This window comes from Pseudarthrobacter sp. AG30, from assembly GCF_003116525.1.
Taxonomy (GTDB): domain Bacteria; phylum Actinomycetota; class Actinomycetes; order Actinomycetales; family Micrococcaceae; genus Arthrobacter.
In genome coordinates, this window is the sequence record NZ_QEHL01000006.1 from 159,843 (window position 1) to 176,381 (window position 16,539).

Annotated in this window: 15 protein-coding genes and 2 riboswitches; of the genes, 8 read left to right on the forward strand and 7 right to left on the reverse strand. The window is 68.1% G+C overall.

Annotation, left to right across the window (positions count from 1 at the left end):
• Positions 1-16 precede the first annotated feature (16 nt).
• A complete protein-coding gene (locus tag DC347_RS07605; RefSeq protein WP_018763409.1) occupies positions 17-799 on the forward strand; it encodes an alpha/beta hydrolase in 783 nt (260 codons plus the stop codon).
• Positions 800-810: 11 nt separating this feature from the next.
• On the forward strand, positions 811-1,638 hold the full coding sequence (locus tag DC347_RS07610) for a 1-acyl-sn-glycerol-3-phosphate acyltransferase (RefSeq protein WP_109044954.1): 828 nt from the start codon (positions 811-813) through the stop codon (positions 1,636-1,638).
• A 75-nt stretch (positions 1,639-1,713) separates the two neighbouring features.
• Here DC347_RS07610 and DC347_RS07615 read toward each other — a convergent pair whose 3' ends face one another.
• The 3 genes from DC347_RS07615 to DC347_RS07625 form a co-directional block, all read right to left on the reverse strand.
• Positions 1,714-2,763: a GNAT family N-acetyltransferase gene (locus DC347_RS07615; protein ID WP_109044955.1), complete on the reverse strand. Its 1,050-nt coding sequence runs from the start codon at positions 2,761-2,763 to the stop codon at positions 1,714-1,716.
• 2 nt (positions 2,764-2,765) lie between these two features.
• Positions 2,766-4,151, reverse strand: coding sequence for a glycine--tRNA ligase (locus DC347_RS07620; protein ID WP_018763406.1), 1,386 nt, complete (start codon positions 4,149-4,151; stop codon positions 2,766-2,768).
• Between the two features lie 127 nt (positions 4,152-4,278).
• Positions 4,279-5,274, reverse strand: a complete 996-nt coding sequence (locus tag DC347_RS07625) for a DMT family transporter (protein ID WP_109044956.1) — start codon at positions 5,272-5,274, stop codon at positions 4,279-4,281.
• 32 nt (positions 5,275-5,306) lie between these two features.
• On the opposite strand from DC347_RS07625, the gene DC347_RS07630 reads away from it, so the two are divergent.
• The gene (locus DC347_RS07630) at positions 5,307-5,540 is read left to right on the forward strand and encodes an RNA-binding S4 domain-containing protein (protein WP_018763404.1); all 234 of its coding nucleotides are present in this window, start codon (positions 5,307-5,309) and stop codon (positions 5,538-5,540) included.
• Positions 5,541-5,571: 31 nt separating this feature from the next.
• On the opposite strand, the gene DC347_RS07635 is transcribed toward DC347_RS07630, so the two are convergent.
• Positions 5,572-6,222 (reverse strand): alpha/beta hydrolase, encoded by a 651-nt coding sequence (locus DC347_RS07635; protein ID WP_018763403.1) that lies wholly within the window; start codon positions 6,220-6,222, stop codon positions 5,572-5,574.
• Positions 6,223-6,299: 77 nt separating this feature from the next.
• Between DC347_RS07635 and DC347_RS07640 the strand changes: the two genes are divergently transcribed.
• Together DC347_RS07640 and DC347_RS07645 are read left to right on the forward strand one after the other, a co-directional pair.
• Positions 6,300-7,169 carry an SGNH/GDSL hydrolase family protein gene (locus DC347_RS07640; RefSeq protein WP_018763402.1) on the forward strand — a complete coding sequence of 290 codons (870 nt, stop codon included), beginning with the start codon at positions 6,300-6,302 and terminating at the stop codon, positions 7,167-7,169.
• A gap of 49 nt (positions 7,170-7,218) precedes the next feature.
• Positions 7,219-7,809, forward strand: coding sequence for a hypothetical protein (locus tag DC347_RS07645; protein ID WP_109044957.1), 591 nt, complete (start codon positions 7,219-7,221; stop codon positions 7,807-7,809).
• Between the two features lie 20 nt (positions 7,810-7,829).
• Here the strand turns inward: DC347_RS07645 and DC347_RS07650 are convergent, their stop codons facing one another.
• The 3 genes from DC347_RS07650 to DC347_RS07660 form a co-directional block, all read right to left on the reverse strand.
• Positions 7,830-8,966 (reverse strand): alcohol dehydrogenase catalytic domain-containing protein, encoded by a 1,137-nt coding sequence (locus DC347_RS07650; protein ID WP_109044958.1) that lies wholly within the window; start codon positions 8,964-8,966, stop codon positions 7,830-7,832.
• Between the two features lie 120 nt (positions 8,967-9,086).
• Positions 9,087-10,202, reverse strand: a complete 1,116-nt coding sequence (locus DC347_RS07655) for a homoserine O-acetyltransferase (protein ID WP_018763400.1) — start codon at positions 10,200-10,202, stop codon at positions 9,087-9,089.
• Between the two features lie 12 nt (positions 10,203-10,214).
• A riboswitch (SAM riboswitch) is annotated at positions 10,215-10,330 on the reverse strand.
• A 99-nt stretch (positions 10,331-10,429) separates the two neighbouring features.
• Complete coding sequence (locus tag DC347_RS07660) at positions 10,430-11,755, reverse strand: bifunctional o-acetylhomoserine/o-acetylserine sulfhydrylase (protein WP_109044959.1); 1,326 nt, start codon at positions 11,753-11,755, stop codon at positions 10,430-10,432.
• Positions 11,756-11,798: 43 nt separating this feature from the next.
• Positions 11,799-11,913: riboswitch (SAM riboswitch) on the reverse strand.
• Between the two features lie 269 nt (positions 11,914-12,182).
• Between DC347_RS07660 and DC347_RS21800 the strand changes: the two genes are divergently transcribed.
• From DC347_RS21800 to DC347_RS07675, 3 genes are all read left to right on the forward strand, one after another.
• Entirely contained in the window at positions 12,183-14,153 is a 1,971-nt protein-coding gene (locus DC347_RS21800) for a S8 family serine peptidase (RefSeq protein ID WP_240617726.1), read from the forward strand.
• A 101-nt stretch (positions 14,154-14,254) separates the two neighbouring features.
• Positions 14,255-14,893, forward strand: a complete 639-nt coding sequence (locus DC347_RS07670; RefSeq protein WP_026265047.1) for a VOC family protein — start codon at positions 14,255-14,257, stop codon at positions 14,891-14,893.
• Between the two features lie 215 nt (positions 14,894-15,108).
• Positions 15,109-16,539, forward strand: a 1,431-nt coding sequence (locus tag DC347_RS07675; protein WP_240617727.1) for an HNH endonuclease signature motif containing protein, incomplete at its 3' end; no start/stop codon positions are given.

A 16,539-nucleotide genomic window follows, 5' to 3' on the forward strand; every position in this document is an offset into this window, starting at 1 on the left:
TGGGGAGGAACCAGGCATGGACAACGGTGGGACACGTGGAACCGATACCCGCGGGACGGGAAAAAGTGGCGGGGAACAGGCCGGGCGCGCGCCTTCGGATCCACAGCACCGTCCCGTACTGAGCGTCCTTGCGGCATCCGGTGCCACCAAGGGAGTGGTCCTGGTCCTGCACGGCGGGAGGGCGCACAGCCGCGCACCCGTGGAGGCCCGGCACCTGAGCCCGGCCAGGATGGTCCCCTTTGCCCGGGACCTGCACCGCATGGGAAGGAAACACGGGCTGGCGGTCTGGTCCCTGCGCAACAGCGTCCGCGGCTGGAATGGCCCGGACATGACCCCGCTGCAGGACGCACGGTGGGCGCTACGGCAGATCGAGGAACAGCACCCCGGCGTACCGATCTTCCTGCTGGGCCACTCGATGGGCGGCCTGACAGCCGTCTGCGCCGCAGACCATCCGCAGGTTGAAGCCGTGGTGGCCCTTGCGCCATGGCTAAGCCCGGAGACCCCTTCAGCCCGGGTTGCCGGACGGAAGGTGCTGATCGTGCACGGAACCACGGACCACATGACCAGCCCCCGGCAGTCGCTGGCGTTCGCCCGCCGCGCCACCGCGGAAGCGTCAAGCATGCAGTATGTGTCCCTGAAGGGTGTGGGGCACTTCATGCTCCGAAAGATCCGGGTGTGGCAGACGCTGGCCTCCGGGTTTGTCATTAAGTCCTTCGCGGAGAGCACGGGCGCCCCTGTCCGGCCGCCGCGTTCTTTTACGCAGCTGCTGCCGGAATCGTCCGTGCACGTCACCCTCTAGGCGCCGTCCCGATGCCTTGGCGTCCCCCGTCCAACGACACCTTCTACCGGGTCATCGTCCGTACCGGGCAGTTCCTGCGCTGGGTCCTCCGGCTGGACATCCAGGCGACCGGCCTGGAAAACCTTCCCGCGAAGGAACCGGCCACCGGCCCTTCCCGCCGGGCGTCCCCCGGAAAGGGAGCGGTCTTCGCCATCACGCACTTCGGCTACGTGGACTTCGCGGTAGTCGAGCTGCTCCTGTGGCGGCATACGCGTGCCCAGCTGCGGTTCCTCGTCCATCAAGGCGCCGCAGACCACTGGTTGGCCGGCCCCGCCATCAGCGCCAGCGGCCATGTGGTGGTGGGCTATGCGGACCGTTCAGACGCCTACGATGCCGCGGTGGCCAAGCTGCGGGCCGGCGAGTACCTCGCGGTCTTCCCGGAGGCCGGGGTGAGCCGCAGCTTCACGGTTCGCGAATGCAGGACCGGTGCCGTGCGGATGGCTGCGGAAGCCGGGGTCCCGGTCATTCCGGTTTCGGTCTGGGGTGCCCACCGGGTGATGACCCGCGGCCACGGATTTTCCCTTCGGCACAGCTGGCGGGCACCGGTGCGCCTCGAAGTGGGAGCGCCGATCGTCTTTCCGCATGACGTTGACGTTGAGGAGGCCACGGAGGCGCTGCGCGGCACGCTCCAGGCCGGGATCGACCGGTGCATTGCAGGCTTTCCGCTGCAGCCGGAGCACGGGGCGTGGTGGATGCCGGCGCACTTGGGCGGCGGCGCTCCTTCGGACGCCGAGCGGCAGCGCCTGGACGCCGCAGACGCCGCCGCGGGCCGGCGTCGTGGTTCCCGCCAAACGAAGTAAGCGCCAGGTCTTGCCGTGAAGGTCACGGCAAAACCTGGCGCTGCCTTGGCTGCCGGGTTGGCCGGCCGGCCCCGGTCAGTCGGAGACCACCAGGGTTTCCGCCGCGGCGAGGCGGGCCTTGCCGGACTCCAGGAGGGGTTCGACGGCGGCGCGCAGCGCGGTCATCGAGTCGTCCAGTTCCAGCATCACCGGGTGCTGGTACGCGATGAGGGCGAGCATGTCGCGCACGGCCTCGGCAGCGTCCGCGGCGGACAATGCCGGCTCATGTCCCACGAAAACGTCCGTCGGTATGTCGGCGCCCGTTGTCTCTGCACCAGGGGTTTGCAGGTGGGCCGGTGCGGCATCAGGCCCGGCGGGGGCCGCGTAGCTGACGGCGAAGGCCCGGATGCGGCCCTTCTTGCTCGGCGCCACGCCGGCCCCGAAAGCCGATTCCGGTTCGGCCCGCAGCACGATGGCGCCGTGCGCGCCGGTGAGCTCGTCCAGGAACAGTTTCTGCACCTGTCCCACGGAGAGGACCCCGGGTGAATCCCAGTCATGGATGGCGGTGTAGTAGCGTCCCACCACGTCGGTGAGCTCCACCGAGCCGGTGGCCAGGTCCATGACGACGTCGGAGCCTGCGTTCTCGCCGCCGGCCGCACCGTCCCCGTCCTTGGCCGGGAAGACGGGCAGCCGGAGGGCGCCCGGCTCGACGACCACCAGGCGCGAGCGCTGGATGGGTTCCAGCCCGAACGCTTCGGCGAAGGAGGCCCCGGCGGTGCCGGGCTCCACCTTGGCGCGCAGCCTGGTGACACCCGACGGCGCGTTTTCGGCTTCGCGGCGCAGCATGGTCAGCAGGCTGGCGCCGATGCCGGCGCGGCGATGGTCCCGGGCCACCTCAATGTAGGTCCAGAGGCGTTCCGGGTGCAGGGACGCCTCGTAGACGACGCCGGCGGCTACCGGGATGCCGACGCCGTCAATAACGTCCTCGGCCACGATGCAGCGGCGCCACGGCGTGCCGTCCCGGCCGTTGGAGGACAGTGCCAGGGCGCCGCGGAACTGGCGGGCCTCACCGGTGTCCGGGTCACCCCAGATTTCCAGCAGCGCAAGGTCGTCACCATCGCGCCATGGGCGGTATTCGATGGCCATGCTCAGGCGCCGATCAGCCGTGCGGCCAGGTAACCCTCCACCTTGTCCAGGGAAACACGTTCCTGGCCCATGGTGTCCCGCTCGCGGATGGTGACGGCCTGGTCCTCGAGGGTATCGAAGTCCACGGTGATGCAGAACGGGGTGCCGATCTCATCCTGGCGGCGGTACCGGCGGCCGATTGCACCGGCGTCGTCAAAGTCGATGTTCCAGTTCTTGCGCAGCTGGGCGCCAAGTGCCTTCGCCTTCGGTGACAGGTCCTCATTGCGGCTCAACGGCAGCACGGCGGCCTTGACGGGGGCCAGGCGCGGGTCAAGCTTCAGCACGGTGCGCACGTCCACGCCGCCCTTGGCGTTGGGGGCCTCGTCCTCGGTGTAGGCGTCCACCAGGAACGCCATGAAGGAACGGGTCAGGCCGGCCGCGGGCTCGATCACGTAGGGGGTGTAGCGCTCATTGGTGGCCTGGTTGAAGTAGCTCAGGTCCGTGCCGGAGGCCTTCGCGTGGGTGGAGAGGTCAAAATCGGTCCGGTTGGCGATGCCTTCCAGTTCGCCCCACTCCGAGCCCTGGAACCCGAAGCGGTACTCGATGTCCGTGGTGCCCTTGGAGTAGTGGCTCAGCTTCTCCTTGGGGTGCTCGAAGAAGCGCAGGTTCTCGTCGCGGATGCCCAGGCCGGTGTACCAGGCCATGCGCTCGTTCATCCAGTACTTGTGCCACTCTTCATCCGTGCCGGGCTCGACGAAGAACTCCATTTCCATCTGCTCGAACTCGCGCGTGCGGAAGATGAAGTTGCCGGGCGTGATCTCGTTGCGGAAGGACTTGCCGATCTGGCCGATGCCGAACGGCGGCTTCTTCCGCGACGTGGTGAGGACGTTGTTGAAGTTCACGAAGATGCCCTGGGCGGTTTCGGGGCGCAGGTAGTGCAGGCCTTCCTCGCTGGCGACCGGGCCGAGGTAGGTCTTGAGCAGGCCGGAGAACTCCTGTGGCTCGGTCCACTGGCCGCGGGTGCCGCAGTTGGCGCAGGCAATGTCCTTCAGGCCATTTTCCGCCGGGCGCCCCTTCTTCTCCTCGTACTCTTCCTCGAGGTGGTCGGCGCGGTACCGCTTGTGGCAGGAGAGGCATTCCACCAGGGGGTCGGAAAAGACCTCGACGTGGCCGGAGGCCTCCCACACCTGGCGGGGCAGGATCACGGAGGAGTCAAGGCCCACCACGTCCTCGCGGCCGCGGACCATGGACTGCCACCACTGGCGCTTGATGTTTTCCTTCAGCTCAGCGCCCAAGGGGCCGTAGTCCCAGGCAGAACGCGAACCTCCGTAGATCTCACCGGCCTGGAACACGAAGCCCCTCCGCTTGGAGAGGGAAATGACCTGGTCGAGGACGGATTTTGCTGCCATGGGGTAACTCCAATTTCTACAGGGCCGCTGGGTGCGGTCCGCGGTGTGCAAACCCCGGCTGCGGCGTGCAGGGCACACCGGGCACCGGGTGGGCGGATGGGGGAAGATGCGTCAAAAGCTGCGTGTACTAGCCTACCGGCCGGCGCCCCCGGAGCGCGCCCCGCGGCCAGGGCAAGGTTGCCAGGATGATGGCGCCGAGGGTGAGCAGGGTCCCAAGGACCGTGGCAGGGGCGACGACGGTGCCAGGCGCGGGCAGCACCAGGTCCAGTGCCAGGGACCCCAGGAGTTGGCCCGCGATCATGCCGAGCCCGGTGACCAGGACGCCGAGGCTGCGGACCAGCAGGGCACCCAGGCCGATGAACACGCAGCCCATGGGACCGCCCAGGTAGTACCACCAGTCGGCGGGCAACGGATTGCCCGGCCCGGCCACCGCGAGCTTCACGGCGAACGCCGCCCACAGCACGATGGTGCCGGCCACGAAGTTGACCAGGGTGGCGGCGATGGGGGTGCCGTAGTGGACGGTGGCGGTGCCGTTCATGGCCTGCTGGAAGCTCATCAGGAAGCCTGCGGCCACCGGCAGGAGCAGCGGAACGAGCAACGCAGCCGGGTCGGCGCCGGTACCGGCGCCTCCCCCGCTGAACCGCGGCGACACTGCCCAGGCGACGGCGGCGATGGTCAGGACGCAACCGATGATGCGGATTCCCGTGACGGACTTCTTCCCGGCCGGGCCGATCCCCAGCCGGTCCACCAGCAGCCCGCTCACGGTCTGTCCCGTGACGGTGGCGACGGTGAAGAGGGCCACCCCGAGGAGGCCCACGGTAAAGGACTGGGCGAAGACGAACAGCGCGCCGATGGCGCCGGCCAGCACGTAGATGCGGGGAAAAGCCCGGGTACGGACGGCCGGGAGGATGGCCGCCAGCCCGGCCCGGCCCCGCGGCAGGACCAGCGAGATCAGGATCATCACCAGCAGGCCGGTGCTGAAACTGACCACGGCAGCGGCGATTCCGTCGTTGAGGCGGGCGCCGAGGGCCCCGTTGATGCGGCCTTGGACGGGGATGGCCAGGCCGGCGCCCACCGCCAGGGGCAGGCCTGCGAGGACGGGCAGGCGTGGAGGGGAGGTCATTGGATCTACCTTAGTTCAGGCATTATTGCTGTATGAGCAACCCCATTGACGACGTCCCCATCCGCGACAGCATGATCCGGCTGGGCCAGCTGTTGAAGCTTGCCAACCTCGTGGAGGACGGCGTGGAGGCAACGGAGCTCATCAAGAACGGGCTGGTGAAAGTCAACGGCGAAATCGACGACCGCCGCGGCCGCCAGCTGCACCACGGCGACACCGTCACCGTGAACGGGCACACCGTGAAGGTGGTCGCGCCGGAGGCGGGCTGACCGCCACGGCCGCGGCGCCGTCGTCGGACGCCTACTTATTGAGCACCTCGTGGGTGAGGAACTCCCCCACGTGGCCGATCTCCTGCTGGTTGATGCCGTGCCACATGCCCGTGTAGAGCACCTTGGTGAGCTTGACGTGCTTGCGCACCCACCCCATGGTGAACTCGATCTTGTCCTGGGTGATCACCGGGTCCTGCTGGTCCCGGCCCCAGAACATGGGGATGGTTCCGTCCAGTTCGGCATCCTTGAAGGTGGGGTCGCCCGCGGCGTCCACCACGAAGCCCGAGAGCCCGACGACGGCAGCGAAGTCCGTGGGACGCTGCCGCAGGAGGGTGGTGGCCATGGCCATGCCCATGGAGAAGCCCAGCAGGGAGACGGAGGGGTGGCCTTCCCTGATGGTGTCGATCCATTCCTGGACGTAGGCCGACGCCGCCTTGACCCGGTCCAGGGAGTAGTCGATGGACGCCGTCAGCGGGAACCAGGTGAAGCCCGGGCCCATGGCGATCGGCGCTCGGACGGATGCCACCGCAAAGTCCCCCGGAAGCATCCCGGCAAGGCTGAACAGGTCCTGTTCGTTGGCGCCGTAGCCATGGAGCAGCACCAGCAGCGGTTTGCCGGCACGCTGGTCTTCGGGGTGGGACCACAGGACAACGGGAGCGGGAAATACTTCGGCGTCAGTCATGGTTTCCATTCTTACAGTTACCCGAAAGTAACAACCTACGTTGGCGTAGCCATTGAAGCGGAAGGCAGGATAGGACAGTGACTGACGCAAGTGCCATCCAGACCCCGTCCGTGCACCCCGGTTCCCACCCCTGGAGCCGGTACGTGGCGATGGGCGATTCCTTTACCGAGGGCATCGGCGACCCCGAGCCCGCAAGCCCCGGAGGCCACCGCGGCTGGGCCGACCGGGTGGCCGAAGAACTGGGCCGCACCAAGCCGGACTTCGCCTACGCCAACCTCGCCGTCAGGGGCCGGCTCCTGCAGCAGATCGTGGACCAGCAGCTGGCCCCGGCCCTGGCCCTGAAGCCGGACCTGGTCACCTTGTCAGCAGGCGGCAACGACCTCATCCGCCCGGGCGGCGACCCCGACGCACTGGCCGAAAAGCTCGATTCCGTGGTCCAGATCCTGTCCATGGGCGGCGCCACCGTGGTCCTGTTCAACGGTCCGGACACAGGCTCCTCGGTCCTGGGCAGGATCCGGAGCAAGGTGGCCATTTATAACGAGAACCTGCGGACTGTCGCGGCCCGGCACGACGCCGTCATCGCCGACATGTGGTCCCTCCGGCAACTGAGCGATCCGCAGATGTGGGACCAGGACAGGCTGCACTTCTCCCCGTTGGGGCACCACACCATCGCGGCCATGGTGCTGGATTCTCTTAACGTTGAACATTCGCTGGAACCCCTCCAGCCCAAGGATCTGCCGCCCCGGACCTGGCGCGAGGCAAGGACCGGGGACTTGGTGTGGGCGCGCGAATACTTCGTGCCCTGGGTCCTGCGCCGGCTCCGGCACCAGTCCTCCGGTGACGGCGTCACGGCGAAACGGCCGACGCCGGGTCCCGTCTTTGGCCCGGGCGTTCCGTTGGGGTCCGGCGAGGGTCCGCTGGGAACCTCGGAACCCAGCCGCCGGTAGGACCGCACGGGGTTACGCTGGAGGGACAACCTTTGAGAGGCGCGGCACCGTGAGCAGCTTGTTTTTGTGGATCATCATCCTGTCCTTCGTTGTCCCCATGGCCATGCGGATGTACCGGCGGTCCATGGCACGGCGGGACCGGGACCAAGGCTTGCCGGGCCAGTACCCTGGCCAGTTTCCGGGACAGTACGGGCCGGGCGGGTTCCCCGGGTCCGGCCAGTTTCCCGGGTCCGCGGGGCCGCAGAGCAACCAGCCCCGCGACGGCTACACCCAGCAGGACTACTACTCCGGCGGCTTCCGCCAGCCCACCCCGGCCGGTGAATCACAGCCACAGCCCTACCAGTACGGGCAGCCCCCCATGCCGGACCCCCGCTACGGCGCGCCCCAGGAACCGCCGTTCCAGCAGTTCCCGGGCCAGCAGGGTCTGGGCCAGCAGGGTCTGGGCCAGCAGTTCCCCGGCCAGCAGCAGGGTACCGGCCACACGCCGGCCGGCCCGCCTCCAGGCCCGGCCGTTCCCCCGCCGGGAGCGCCCCAGGGATTCCGTGCCCGGAAGCTCGCAGAACTGGACCAGCAGTACAGCAACGGCGAAATGTCCATGGAGGACTACATGAAGCGCCGCAGCGACATCATGAACGGCTGAGCCCCAGCCGCCGCCACGCCTCAAGCCCGGAAGAGCCGCCTGACCACCTGCCCGGACGCCAGCGCATCCAGGCCTTCATTGACGTCCGCCAGCGGCCGGGTATCGGTGTGCAGCAGTTCCACCGGAAGCCTGCCTTCCCGCCAGTAGCCCAGGTACGCCGGGATGTCTCGGCGGGGAACCGCGTCGCCCATGTAGGAGCCGAGGAGCCGTTTGCCCGCGCCTGCGAACTGCAGTGCCGGAACGGACAGTTCAGCAGACGGATGGGGCAGTCCCACCGAGACAACCGCGCCGCCCCGCGTCACCAGATCAAGGCACGTTGCGATCACGCCGGCCAAGCCGACTGCTTCGACGGCCACATCCACCCCGTCACCGGCAGCCTCGGCCACAAGACGGGCCGCATCCGCAGGCGTTCCCACCGCCGTGGCACCGGCCTCCAGGGCCAAGGGGTGCTTGCCCGGATTCGGATCGATGGCAATCACTCCGGCGGCCCCGGCGAGGCGGGCCGCCATGACGGCCGATAAGCCTACTGCGCCGATGCCGAAGACAGCCACGGACTGTCCCGGACTGACGCCTGCCGTATTGAGCACGGCCCCCATTCCGGTGAGCACGGCGCAACCAAACATCGCCGCGACGGTGTCCGGGACGTCGTCGTCAATCACCACCACCGACTCCCGCGCCACCACGGCGTAATCCGCAAACGCCGAGACGCCCAAATGGTGGTTGATGCGCTCCCCCGCCGGCGTGCGCAGCAAGGCCGGCCCATGCAGCAGGTCACCGGAGCCGTTGACCTCCGCAGCGCGGTGGCAAAGCGCGGGCCTCCCGGCCCGGCAGGCCCGGCAATGGCCGCAACTGGGCACGAAAACGAGCACCACGTGGTCTCCCACGGACACATCGGCTACCCCGTCGCCCACGGACACCACCCGTCCCACCGCTTCGTGGCCCAATGCCATCGGAAGCGGCCGGACCCTGGAGCCGTCCACCACGGACAGGTCCGAATGGCACAGGCTCGAATAGGTGATGGCAACCCCAAGCTCACCGGCGCGCGGCTGTGCTTGGTCCAGCTCCTGAACGACCAACGGTTTCGCGTCAGCGTAGGTGGGGTTTCCCGATGCCTGTCCGGCGGCGGGAACGGTCGAATACAGGACGGCGGCTTTCATGACACGATCATGCCGTACTTCCACCCCGGGCCTGCCGCACTGTGGCACCGCGGCGTCCACCGGCAGCGTGCACCGGAAGCACCGCAGGGCAGCAGCCGGCCGCTGCCGGGACGGGCGCAGCTAGGCCAGGAACGTCGTCCGGAGCTGGTTCCCCAGCTGTCCGATCTCGGTCAGGAAGCCGTCATGGCCTATCGGTGCCGAGATCATATGCACGTCAACCTCACCCGGCAGGGCCTGGGCCAATTCGCGGGACTGGGACGGGAAGTAGAGCCGGTCGGAGTCCACGGCGGCAACGAAGAACCGGGCGGTGGCGGAGGCCAGGGTCTCGGCCAGCGGCCCGCGGCCACGGCAGACATCGTGGCTCATCAATGCCTCGGTGAGGGCGATATAGCTGTTGGCGTCGAACCGGCGGACGAGCTTCCTGCCCTGGTGGTCCAGATAGCTTTCCACCTGGTAGCGTCCGCGGTTTGCCAGCAGTCCGCCGTGCAGGGGCGACTCGGGGGCCTGGGGTTCCCGGCCGAAGCGCCCTTCCAGTTCCGCGGCGGACCGGTACGTGATGTGGGCGATCCGCCGTGCCAGGGCCAGTCCGTCTTCCGGACACGGTCCGCCGTAGTAGTCGCCGCCGTTGAAGTTCGGATCCTGGCGGATGGCCAGGGTCTGGGCCTGGGCGAAAGCGATCTGTTCAGCCGTGCTGGCAGCGCCGACCGAGATGACGGCGCAGCGCTGCACCCGGTCAGGGTAGGTCACCGCCCACTCCAGGGCGCGGGCACCCCCCATGGAACCGCCAAGGACGGCGTACCAGCTCCCGATGCCCAGCTGGTCCGCCAGCCGGGCCTCGGCAACAGTGCTGTCCCGCAGGGTGACCAGGGGGAAGCGTGAGCCCCAGGGTGCTCCGTCGGGGGCGGCCGACGACGGGCCCGTGGACCCGTAGCAGCCGCCCACAATGTTGACGGACACCACGAAGAACCTGTCCGTATCGACGGGCGCCCCAGGACCGGCCAGCTGTTCCCACCAGCCCTCTTCGTCGGTGTCGCCCCGGGTCACGTGGGTGCTGCCCGTCAGGGCGTGCTCGATCAGGATGGCGTTGCTGCCGTCCGCGTTCAGCGTGCCCCAGGTCTCGTACGCCAGGGTGACATCCGGCAGGTAGCCGCCGCCCTCGAGCTCGAGTCCTCCGATGGAGGCGTAGCGGACAACTCCGTGTTCGGGAATGGTGGTACGGGCGACGGTAACCGTCATGGCAAGACCTCTTCTACGCGCTTGCCTGCCGTCATTTGACCGGCAGGCCAGGTCTTCACCCGGGGCACCCCACCGCGGAAGGAGGGTTGCCGGCCAGCAAGCCGGGGCTGTCACTGGCACTCATGACCTGGTTCGAGTGTACGAAACACCCCCCGGTCCAGGCCAAGAGTGTGACTGGTTGTGACTTCCCGGCGCTGCCGGCCGGCAGCGCCCCGGCGTGCCGGCGGTCAGGCGTCGGCGCCGCCCTTGGCCGCGCGGAAACCGGCCTCCAGGTCGGCCAGGATGTCGTCGATGTGCTCCAAGCCAACCGACAAGCGGACCAGCCCCGGATTGACGCCGGCCACCACCTGCTGCTCGGGCGAGAGCTGGCTGTGGGTGGTCGACGCCGGGTGGATGACAAGCGAACGGACGTCGCCGATGTTGGCCACGTGCGAGTGCAGTTCCAGGGCGTCGACGAAGCGCTTGCCCGCCTCCGCGCCCCCGGCCAGGTTGAAAGCGACGACGGCGCCGGTCCCCTTGGGCCCGTACTTGCGGCCCCGTTCGTACCAGGGGCTGGACGGCAGCCCCGCGTAGGCGACCGATTCGACGTCGTCCCTTCCCTCCAGCCAGCGCGCCACCTCCGTGGCGTTGGAAACGTGCCGTTCCACCCGCAGGCTCAGCGTTTCCAGGCCCTGCGAAATCAGGAAGGCGTTGAAGGGCGAAACCGCCGAGCCAAGGTCGCGCAGCAACTGGACACGGGCTTTGAGGATGTAGGAAAGGTTGGCGCCCAGTGCGCCGCCCTCGCCAAGGTCCCGGGCGTAGACCAGCCCGTTGTAGGTGGGATCCGGGGTGTTGAAACCGGGGAACCGGCCGGGGTCCTTGCCGAAATCGAACTTGCCGGAGTCGACGATGACGCCGGCAATCGCCGAGCCATGACCGCCCAGGTACTTGGTGGCGGAGTGGATCACGATGTCCGCACCCCACTCCAGCGGCCGGATCAGGTAGGGCGTGGACAGGGTGTTGTCCACGATCAGGGGAACGCCGGCGTCGTGGGCCACCTGGGAGATGCCTTCGATGTCCAAGACGTCCTGGCGCGGGTTGGATACCACCTCGCCAAAGAACAGTTTGGTGTTGGGCTGAACGGCATTCCGCCACTGATCCAGGTTGTCCGGATCTTCCACGAAGGTGACCGTGATGCCGAACTTCTTCAGGGTGTGGGCGAACAGGTTGTAGGTGCCGCCGTACAGGCTGGGGCTGGCCACGATGTGGTCCCCGGCCTCGGCGATATTCAGGACGGCGAAGGTTTCCGCGGCCTGCCCCGAGCTCAGCAGCAAAGCGGCCAGGCCACCTTCGAGGCTGGCGATCCGCTGCTCCACCGCGTCCTGGGTGGGGTTGCCGATGCGGGTGTAGATCGGCGCCAGTTCGGCCAGCGCAAAACGGTTGGCTGCGCTCTCGGCGCTCGGGAACACGAAGGACGTGGTCTGGTAGATGGGAAGGGCGCGGGCCCCGGTGGCGCTGTCAGGCTCCTGGCCTGCATGGATCTGGCGGGTTTCGAAGGACCATCCGTTGGACATCTCAGTCTCCTATGACATGGGCCCGGCATGCTGGGAGCACCACGGGCCGCGCTTGCTTCCGGCAATTGCCGGACAGCCTGGTCCTCACCCGGGGCACCCCACCGCGGATGGAGGGTTGCCGGCCAGCGAGCCGGGGCTTAACGCTGGCACTCATGACCTGCGCCCAGTGTAGGAACATCACTCCGGCCGGGACAGCATTGTGACGAACATGGTCTTGCCGCTGTGTGCGGGCCGTGGGGGTCTCAGCCGACGGGCGGGGGACGGATCCGGGCGCGATGGCAGTCCGATGTGGAGGTTTTCCAAGGTTCCACAAATAATGCGAAGGATCGCCCGAGGTTTGGCCGCCAGCCGTCCTGGCCCGGATACCGTGGAAGCCGGACGACGTTATCCCGTCGCCCCCAACCACGCACAAAGGAATTCGATTCCGTTGCCCCAGTCTTTGCGCCTGGCCCTTGCCGCCGCACTGTTGTCCGCCGTCGCCTTCTGCTCAAGCGGTACACCAGTGCAAGCCTCGGCGCCGCCAGCGGCAGCCACCGCGCCCGCCGCCGCTCCCTCGTCCGCTCCCGACAGCCCCAATGGCCGCTACCTGGTCCAGTTCCCGGCGGGAACTGACGTCCCAACGGCGGCGCGCGACCTTCGTTCCCAGGGGGTCGCCGTCGACCACACGTTCAGCAAGGCCCTGCACGGAGCGGCGATCAAAGCCACGGCGGCGCAAGCCGCCGCACTGCTGCGGTCCGGCAAGGCAACAGCCGTGGAACCCGATGCGGTATCGACGATTTCCGCCACGGAAAAACCCGCGCCCTGGGGTCTTGACCGGCTGGACCAGCAGGCGTTGCCACTGTCCGGCGCCTACACGTATGACGCTTCCGGCCTCGGTGTCCGCGCCTATGTGGTTGACACCGGAGTTCTCCCCTCGAACGTGGATTTCGGCGGACGGGTTGCCGCGGGATGGACGGCACTTTCCGACGGCGGCGGGACAAGTGACTGCAACGGACACGGCACCCACGTTTCGGGGATCATCGCCGGAACCGTCTACGGCGTGGCCAAATCCGCCACGATCGTGCCCGTGCGGACCTTGGCCTGCGACGGGTCCGGCTACTACTCGGACATCATCGCCGGACTCGACTGGATTGCCGGGGACCATGCCGCAGGAACTCCGGCCGTGGTGAACATGAGCCTTGGCGGACCGGTCAGCAGCCTCCTTGACACCGCAGTCCAGAATGTCGTCGACGATGGAATTTCCGTCGTCGTCGCGGCCGGGAATTCGGCCACGGATGCCTGCACGTCCTCGCCCGCCCGGGTCCCGTCCGCCTTGACGGTGGCCGCGAGCGACTCCTCGGACCACCAGGCCTCGTTCTCCAACTACGGCCAGTGCGTGGACCTTTACGCCCCGGGGGTGGGCGTTACCTCCACCTGGAACACGTCGTCGACGGCCACGGCATCGCTGAGCGGGACCTCCATGGCCTCACCGCACGTTGCCGGCACGGCAGCCCTCATCCTCTCCCGGCACCCGCTCTTCACGCCTGCGCAGGTCACGGACACCGTCCTGTCGACGGCTGTTCCGGGAACCATCGCCGGTGCCGGCGCCGGAACGCCAAACAAACTGCTGCACGTGCCTGCCAGCCCGCGCCTGCCGGGGGCATTCTCGTCGCAGGCGCCCTTCCGGCAGCTGGACACCCGCTACGGCACCGGCGGAGCCAGCGGCCCCGTCGCACCCGGAGCCACCATCCGCGTCTCCGTCACCGGCCACGGCGGCATCCCCACCACCGGAGTCTCCGCCGTCGCCGTCAACGTCACCGCCACCTCACCCACCAGCTTCGGCAACATCACCGTCCACGCCGGCGGCACCCCCACCCCCGGAACCTCCAACCTGAACTTCAACACCGACCAAACCACCCCCAACCTGGTCATCACCCCCGTCGCCGCCGACGGAACCATCGCCCTGACCAACAACTCCGCCGGCACCGTCCAACTCATCGCCGACACCTTCGGCTACTACATCGCAGGTGCCCCGGTAGACCCTGGCACCTTCTCGTCGCAGGCGCCCTTCCGGCAGCTGGACACCCGCTACGGCACCGGCGGAGCCAGCGGCCCCGTCGCACCCGGAGCCACCATCCGCGTCCCCGTCACCGGCCACGGCGGCATCCCCACCACCGGAGTCTCCGCCGTCGCCGTCAACGTCACCGTCACCTCACCCACCAGCTTCGGCAACATCACCGTCCACGCCGGCGGCACCCCCACCCCCGGAACCTCCAACCTCAACTTCAACACCGACCAAACCACCCCCAACCTGGTCATCACCCCCGTCGCCGCCGACGGAACCATCGCCCTGACCAACAACTCCGCCGGCACCGTCCAACTCATCGCCGACACCTTCGGCTACTACATCGCAAGCTGAACCCGACCTGCCGGGGGCTTCTTCAACCACTGCCAGGGACGCAAATCCAAGTAAGGGCACCCTTAGCTGAGAGCCCGATCACAAAGTGCCAAGATGTTGCCATGCGCATGGATCACGTCTCTTACGCCTGTGAACACGATGGCCTCGCGGCCACTACCGAACGTATTTCAACTGCCCTCGGCGTTGAGGCAGTGAAGGGCGGGGTCCACCCCCGGTTCGGCACCCGGAATATGATCATCCCCCTTGCCGGGCACAAATACCTCGAAGTTGTGGAGGTCCTGGACCACCCGGCTTCGGACAAAGCACCGTTCGGACAGGCAGTTCGTGCCCGTTCCGCTGCGGGCGGCGGCTGGATGGGCTGGTGCGTCGAAGTGGACGACCTTGCCCCGTTCGAGGAACGCCTGGGCCGAGCTGCCGTAAACGGCAACCGCAAGTTCCCGGATGGCCGCGAACTCGTGTGGAAGCAGATAGGCATCCTGGGCCTTATTGCAGACCCCCAGGTCCCCTACATGCTCAAATGGGAAGGCGACCCGTCCCTGCACCCCTCCAATGCCTACGAGAGCAACCTCAAGATGAGCTGCCTGACCATTGCCGGCTCCGCGTCGCGGGTGACCGAGTGGCTGGGCGAGCCGGTGGAGAAACCGCTTGAAGACGTTGCGGTCGAGTGGGTAGCGCCGCACGGCACTCCCGGCATCCTGTCCGTCACATTTGAAACCGCCAACGGGGCCGTCACCATCTGACCATCCCTTGCGCTCTCCGGCTTAGTTCCGGAGAGGGCCTTAGGGGCGTGCGCCCAAAAAGCTTCGGCCGCCATCGGGTGGTGACAACGGCGTCACCACCCGATGGCGGCCGAATTCATTTAAGCGTTCCCGGGGAGGATCGCTGAATTATGCGGAAGGGCGCTGAACCACAAGCCTCCTCCATAAATGTCGGACCCTGGTTGGATGATTTCTTTATGGGAATCGGTGCGGATCTGGCGGTGGTGATGGAGGGTGTCTCTGCCTCTGTCGCTGCGCTCAGCGGGCTGGTTCGGGAGGATGCTGCGCTTTGTTCCGGCGCCGATGTTGGTGCTGAAGTGGATGTGTTGCAGCGGCGGTATGAGTCATGTCTGGGGCGGCTGGAGGTGGTGGCCCGGTTGGAGGCCCAGCTGGCGGCGGTGAAGGCGCGGGACGTGGCGGATGCCTTTGAGATCCAGCATGCTCTGCTTCCGCCGGACGCCCCGGTGGAGGAGCGCACGTTCGCGGAGATGTCCGTGGTGGAGGAGATCGCCGGGATCCTGACCATCAGCTCGGGGGTTTCCGGGGCGCTGGTGGAGCAGTCCCGCCGGGTCTGCTCCCTGCCGCCTGTGGTCGAGGCCCTGTCGACGGGTGCGATGTCGTGGCAGCACGCCCGGATCGTGGCCGACGAAACCGAAGGCCTCACCCCTGCAGGGGCGGACGGGTTGGTGGCGCACTTCTTCGACCCCGACGCACCCAACCCCGCCCGCGGCGCGGCCCCCGGTGACCTTGTCCCGTCCCGGTTCCGGGCGAAGGTCCGGGCCTGGCGGGAACGCCACCACCCCGAAACCCTGGAAAAACGCCACGCCAAGGGGGTGGCGGACCGGCGGATGGATTACGCCCCGGACCGCGACGGGATGGCCTGGCTCTCGCTCTACCTGCCCGGGGACACCGCGTGCGCGATCTGGAACCGCAGCACCGCCACCGCCCGCGGCCTCCAAACCCCCGACGAGCCCCGCACCCTCACCCAGCTCCGCGCCGACGTCGCCGCGTCACTGCTCCTCGGCGCCGGGCTGCAGCCCACCACCAAGCACACCGCCGCGGCCGCCGACACCGAACCCGCCGCCGCTGCTGCGGGTTCCGGTAATGACGCAGGTCGGGGATGTGCTTCCACTGACATCGGCAAGATCCCCACGCCGCGGGCGGATGTCCTGGTCACGGTCCCGGTGTTCTCGCTGCTCGGCCTCACCGATGAGCCGGCGGTGCTGGACGGATTCGGGCCGGTCCCGGCATCCATGGCGCGGAAGCTCGTCGCCGGCGGGGCGGAATCGTTCTACCGGGTCCTGGTCGACCCCCGCGACGGGGCACCCCTGGACATCGGCCGTACCCGCTACCGGCTCCCGGAGACCATCAAACAATGGCTCCGGCTGCGGGACACCAAATGCACCTTCCCCGGCTGCACCAACCACACCCCCGACAACGACACCGACCACCTCAACCCCTGGCACCACGGCGGCACCACCGGAACCCACAACCTGGCCCAACTCTGCCCCCGACACCACCGCCTCAAACACCACAGCACCTGGACCCCCGACCCAGCCACCAAAAACAAACCACCCGGCTGGACCTCACCCACCGGCCGCCACTACAAACCCGAACAACACGACCCC

Bases quoted from the DNA above. Each gene is read 5' to 3' on its own strand.
- DC347_RS07620 (WP_018763406.1), bottom strand. From the start codon at position 4,151: ATGGCAGCAAAATCCGTCCTCGACCAGGTCATTTCCCTCTCCAAGCGG.
- DC347_RS07635 (WP_018763403.1), bottom strand. From the start codon at position 6,222: ATGACTGACGCCGAAGTATTTCCCGCTCCCGTTGTCCTGTGGTCCCAC.
- DC347_RS07625 (WP_109044956.1), bottom strand. From the start codon at position 5,274: ATGACCTCCCCTCCACGCCTGCCCGTCCTCGCAGGCCTGCCCCTGGCG.
- DC347_RS07655 (WP_018763400.1), bottom strand. From the start codon at position 10,202: ATGACGGTTACCGTCGCCCGTACCACCATTCCCGAACACGGAGTTGTC.
- DC347_RS07630 (WP_018763404.1), top strand. From the start codon at position 5,307: ATGAGCAACCCCATTGACGACGTCCCCATCCGCGACAGCATGATCCGG.
- DC347_RS07660 (WP_109044959.1), bottom strand. From the start codon at position 11,755: ATGTCCAACGGATGGTCCTTCGAAACCCGCCAGATCCATGCAGGCCAG.
- DC347_RS07605 (WP_018763409.1), top strand. From the start codon at position 17: ATGGACAACGGTGGGACACGTGGAACCGATACCCGCGGGACGGGAAAA.
- DC347_RS07650 (WP_109044958.1), bottom strand. From the start codon at position 8,966: ATGAAAGCCGCCGTCCTGTATTCGACCGTTCCCGCCGCCGGACAGGCA.
- DC347_RS07615 (WP_109044955.1), bottom strand. From the start codon at position 2,763: ATGGCCATCGAATACCGCCCATGGCGCGATGGTGACGACCTTGCGCTG.
- DC347_RS07670 (WP_026265047.1), top strand. From the start codon at position 14,255: ATGCGCATGGATCACGTCTCTTACGCCTGTGAACACGATGGCCTCGCG.
- DC347_RS07610 (WP_109044954.1), top strand. From the start codon at position 811: ATGCCTTGGCGTCCCCCGTCCAACGACACCTTCTACCGGGTCATCGTC.